The 5,038-nt window shown below is 49.3% G+C and carries 3 protein-coding genes and 1 pseudogene; 2 read left to right on the forward strand and 2 right to left on the reverse strand.

The features are described from left to right. Window positions 1–241: pseudogene (locus tag IQ270_RS28040) on the reverse strand (penicillin-binding protein 2); the annotation flags it as partial. 647 nt (window positions 242–888) lie between these two features. Further along, window positions 889–1,587, reverse strand: a complete 699-nt coding sequence (locus IQ270_RS28045) for a hypothetical protein (protein WP_228056776.1) — start codon at window positions 1,585–1,587, stop codon at window positions 889–891. 225 nt (window positions 1,588–1,812) lie between these two features. Here IQ270_RS28045 and IQ270_RS28050 point away from each other — a divergent pair, with 225 nt between their 5' ends. Together IQ270_RS28050 and glgB are read left to right on the forward strand one after the other, a co-directional pair. Then, window positions 1,813–2,019, forward strand: coding sequence for a serine protease (locus tag IQ270_RS28050; protein ID WP_193976407.1), 207 nt, complete (start codon window positions 1,813–1,815; stop codon window positions 2,017–2,019). A gap of 592 nt (window positions 2,020–2,611) precedes the next feature. Next, window positions 2,612–4,906 (forward strand): 1,4-alpha-glucan branching enzyme, encoded by a 2,295-nt coding sequence (gene glgB, locus IQ270_RS28055; protein WP_193976408.1) that lies wholly within the window; start codon window positions 2,612–2,614, stop codon window positions 4,904–4,906. The last annotated feature ends 132 nt before the right edge of the window (window positions 4,907–5,038 follow it).

A 5,038-nucleotide genomic window follows, 5' to 3' on the forward strand; every position in this document is an offset into this window, starting at 1 on the left:
TCACAACTGCCCACACCGCCCACAACCGAAACTTGTTGCGTTTTAAACGCTCCTGCGACCACCTGGGCCAAGGTGGAACCGTCTGTTGTGCCTGCGGGCCGTTTGTGCCGGAAACCCTGGGTTTAGATTTTTTTTCCCACAAAGTACGCGCCGCGTCGCTATCCATCCCGCGATCGCCCGACGGTTTTGGGCGTTTAAAGTTCGGCGATCTGTAGCGGTCAAAACGGGGGTCGTAGCTCATAATTTTTAAACTTAAAAAGCAAGTTAGACCATTTTAGATTTTAGTTTTTAGATTTTAGATTTTGAATTAGGACTTGCACCTCACAACCTGCATCGACCTAGTTTTTTACAGGATTTTTCTCAAAAACCAAGGTGATGACTATCCGTACCTCAGTCGCATTGAATCATTAAATAATTGGCAATGACGATAAATCGGGTTTGGAACAGGGGGCGATTGTTGGCAATCCCGGACGCATCAACAGGTTCAAACCTGAGTTTCGACTTCGATCGACCAGCAAGTTTTTTACCCTTACTGCAGACGGCAGCCCGCGTATTTTCGTTGATTTTTCCCCGGTTGCCGACGAGCCGCGCCCCTATCCTAGCTGCATTCTTGTTTTTGAAATGGTGTTAATTATTTTTAATTTGTAACCGACGGTTGGGATGCCGAAACCGAGCGCGACTCGCACAAAAGCCTAACAACAAGCAAGGCCCTCGGAAACTCTCCCCTCCGGCCTTCTGCGCCTTGATACTGCCCCAAAAACCGGTACCGTGCCGCCTGCTTTAGTCGTGGAAAACCACAACTTTCCGATAAAATTCAAGCTCGCCGATCGATCTGTGGAGCAAATCTCAAATCTCAAACCTTCAATGCCCCAATCGACTGAGACTGCCTCAATAGCCCAACGGCGTTTCGGCATCTCCTTGATTTTTGATGGCGGGTGCTTCTGAATTTGGTATCCTGGCCCCTAGCGATGGGCGATCGGGAATCGGCTGCAAGAAAATCGTGTCAGCCGGACTCTGCGGAGCCAAACCGGTTTCTGGGTTTTGAGCTTCTTTGGCAAGTTGGTGTTTCAAAACTTCGCTAGCAGCAGTCAACTGCTGTTCCCGGAGGCGCAAAGTTTCCAGCTTTTGATATTCTTGACTCCACCGCTGCTCGCTGTAGACAGTCAAACCGTAGAGAGTCAGAGCACCGCCTAAAAGCAGAATCACAGCCGCTGAAGAGGCGCGCTCCACCCGCAAAAGAGATTGGAGCCACATCGGCTGCCACTGACGATCGGGCATCACTTTCAGCACCGATGCTTGGGCACCCGGCGCTGGCTGTGCCTCGGCGATATCGTAGTTGGGCAATTCGGGCCCTGTCTTTGCCCGTCTAGCTCGTGCAATAGAAGTAACTTTGCTGTTGGGTCGGTCAGGGGCGGGCTTCTGGGTCGATCGGGAGCGGCGAGAATCCCGGGATCTGATAGCAGCAGTCATAGAGTTCACCAATACGTAGAGTGGGGCAGCTTCAGCTTGATTGAGGCTAGGAGTTTTTGTTGCCGATCGCCAATTGTCACCATTGGCCACAATTGGCGATCGGTTATCCTTACCCAAGATACATCACAAACCAACCAACCCATCCTACCACCGGTCACTTTGACTTCAGGATTTGCAAAAAAAAAAGAAATCTTTGCCGGTTAGCCAGAATCTATGTGAAATTTATTAACAAATGCAGTATTGTAATCAACGAGCGAATCGTTGATCTATTCGTGCCAGCATGGTTTCTCAAGTACACTATTCCCTTCCTTGCGATGGGTTTTCACTGTTTAAGGAGTGTTTATGAACAAGGCATTAATTCGTTTGACTTTAGTAATGGGCTTGGCAGCAGCCCTCGGAGCCTGTGGCGGTGAAACCGGCGGCGGCGCTAGCCCTACTCCCGACAGCACTACTACTCCTCCTGTTTCTGCTCCACCTGCTGCGAAGGAAACTCCAAAAGCCGCTCCTGGGGCTGGTGCAACTACCCCTGCTCCTAAGAAGGCTCCATAGCTACGGCTATTAAGGAGTCTAGGCCCAACGAGCCTAGCCAGCAGGTGAAAAAAGTTCGCTTCTGGCATTTTTTCATCTCATCGGTCTAGGCCTCAAGTTGGGTGTTATTTGTTGTTTGATGCTTTGACTATCCTTGGCTGTTCGATCGCATTGCCAAAATTCACGCACTTGGTGGCGAAACCCGCGTTCGGGGACTTTAAAATATACCTGTCGGGCGATCGTCCGTACCTAAAAATTCCAGCTATTCATCATCAGATGCCAAGCGTCCTGAAACTTGAAAAATATTTTCTATCATATAGTGCATAAAAAGTCAAGAATATTTAGGTAAAAATCTAAATTTTTCAATCTGTTTTAAGATTTATATAGCTAGAAGAAGTTAGTCACTAGCAGTAAAATCACAGCTCGGCCGCGGCGGCAAGGCAATCGGATTGTCGGCTGTGCGGACAAGAGCGCACGCCCTGCCGCCGCGGCACCTGCAAAATCATGCTAATCAGTGATAGGATGAGCAATCAAAAATGTATCCAAATGTAAAGTGCAGCGGCGCTCTAGGTTTTGAAAGCCATTTAGTTAAAAGATTCAGGTAGGTAGTTTTATGCCCGCGACCGTCCCCTTTGAACAGATTGACCGGATTGTTGGGAATCAGCACCACGATCCATTTGAAGTGCTAGGCCCCCACACGATCGAAGAAAATGGCAAAAAAGTCTGGGCTGTCCGAGCTTATCTGCCCAACGCGGATGCGGTATCGGTAGTATTGCCGGAGTCGAGGGCGCAACACCCGATGAAATCAGATCGTCACCCTCACTTTTTTGAATGTACGATCGACACCCCAGAACTCGCAAACTACCAACTGCGAGTCAAAGAAGGAGAACACGAACGTTTCATCTACGATCCCTACGCCTTTCGATCGCCCAAACTCACAGAATTTGACCTTCACCTATTCTCAGAAGGCAACCACCACCGGATTTACGAAAAACTTGGCGCGCACTTCACCGAAGTAGACGGAATCACAGGAGTATATTTTGCCGTTTGGGCTCCGAATGCCCGCAACGTCTCTGTTTTAGGAGATTTCAACCTGTGGGACGGCCGCAAACATCAAATGCGGAAATCCCAAAACGGCATTTGGGAATTATTTATTCCGGGACTATCCTACGGAACTCACTACAAATACGAAGTGAAAAACCAAGACGGACATCCCTATGAAAAGTCCGACCCCTACGGTTTCCAGCAAGAAGTCCGGCCCAAAACCGCTTCAATTGTCACCGACTTAGATACCTACACTTGGCACGATAGCGCTTGGATCGAACAGCGGCGGGACACAGACCAACTGACTCAGCCGGTTTCGGTTTACGAATGCCACATCGGTTCTTGGCTACACTCCAGTACAGACGAACCCGCGGTGCTGCCAAATGGTGACATACAACCAGCCATTGCGGTTTCAGAACTAAAACCGGGCGCGCGGTTTCTAACTTACCGGGAATTGGCCGCGAAGCTGATTCCCTACGTCAAAGATTTAGGATTCACTCACATCGAAATACTGCCCATTGCCGAACATCCCTTCGACGGTTCTTGGGGCTATCAAGTAACCGGCTATTTCGCCCCAACATCCCGCTACGGCACACCTGAAGATTTCATGTATTTTGTGGACGAGTGCCACGCCAACGGCATTGGCGTACTCGTGGACTGGGTGCCGGGCCATTTCCCCAAAGACGGCCACGGTTTGGCTTTCTTTGACGGAACTCACTTGTACGAACACGCCGACCCCCGCAAGGGCGAACACAAAGAGTGGGGAACCCTAGTCTTTAACTACGGCCGCAACGAAGTTAGGAATTTCCTAGTATCAAACGCTTTGTTCTGGTTTGACAAGTACCACATCGACGGAGTTCGGGTAGATGCGGTAGCTTCTATGCTGTATTTGGATTACTGTCGGGAACCAGGAGAATGGCTGACCAACCAGTACGGCGGCCGCGAAAATATCGAGGCGGCGGATTTTCTGCGACAGGTGAATCACGTCATTTTTAGCTATTTCCCAGGATCGCTGTCGATTGCCGAAGAATCTACCTCTTGGCCGATGGTGTCTTGGCCGACCTATCTGGGTGGCTTGGGCTTCAACCTGAAGTGGAACATGGGTTGGATGCACGATATGCTCGACTACTACCACATGGATCCGTGGTTCCGCCAGTTTCACCAGAACAACTTAACTTTCAGTATGTGGTACAACCACAGCGAGAATTTCATGCTGGCTTTGTCCCACGATGAAGTTGTCCACGGCAAAGCCCACATCATCGGCAAAATGCCTGGAGACGAATGGCAAAAGTTTGCCAACGTGCGGTGTTTGTTTACTTTTATGTTTGCTCACCCCGGAAAGAAAACGATTTTTATGGGGATGGAGTTCGGCCAGTGGCACGAGTGGAACGTTTGGGGAGATTTGCAGTGGGATTTGCTGCAATTTGAACCGCACCAAAAGTTGAAGCTGTTTTTTAAGGATTTGAACCATTTGTACCGCAGCGAAACGGCACTTTACAGTCAAGATTTTGCTGAGGATGGGTTTGAGTGGATTGATTGCAGCGACAATCGGCATAGTGTGGTAGCGTTTGTGCGCCGCGAGAAGGATGGCGATGAGTTTGTGGTGACGGTGTGCAATTTTACGCCACAGCCGCACTCTCACTATCGCGTCGGAGTGCCGGAACCCGGTTTCTATACGGAGTTGTTTAATAGCGACGCGCGGGAGTACGGGGGCAGCAATATGGGGAATTTGGGGGGTAAGTGGACTGAAGAGTGGTGGTTCCACAACAGTTCTTATTCGATCGACTTGTGTTTGTCGCCTTTGGGTGTATTGATCTTAAAGATCGATCGGGCAAAAACAGCAGCAAAATCTCAAGAGTTTTAAGCGGTGAGAGTTTGGAGTTAACAATCAAAACTTGATTCTATCTCAAACTTTGAAGGAATTCAGAAACCCGGTTTCTCCAAGAAACCGGGTTTTTTGTGTGTTGTTTTTGTGGATGCAAACCTGTATTTGCAG

Source organism: Microcoleus sp. LEGE 07076 (assembly GCF_015207455.1).
Classification (GTDB): Bacteria; Cyanobacteriota; Cyanobacteriia; order Cyanobacteriales; family Microcoleaceae; genus Microcoleus.

Coding starts and splice junctions, on each gene's coding strand:
- IQ270_RS28050 (WP_193976407.1), top strand. CDS start 1,813: ATGAACAAGGCATTAATTCGTTTGACTTTAGTAATGGGCTTGGCAGCA.
- glgB (WP_193976408.1), top strand. CDS start 2,612: ATGCCCGCGACCGTCCCCTTTGAACAGATTGACCGGATTGTTGGGAAT.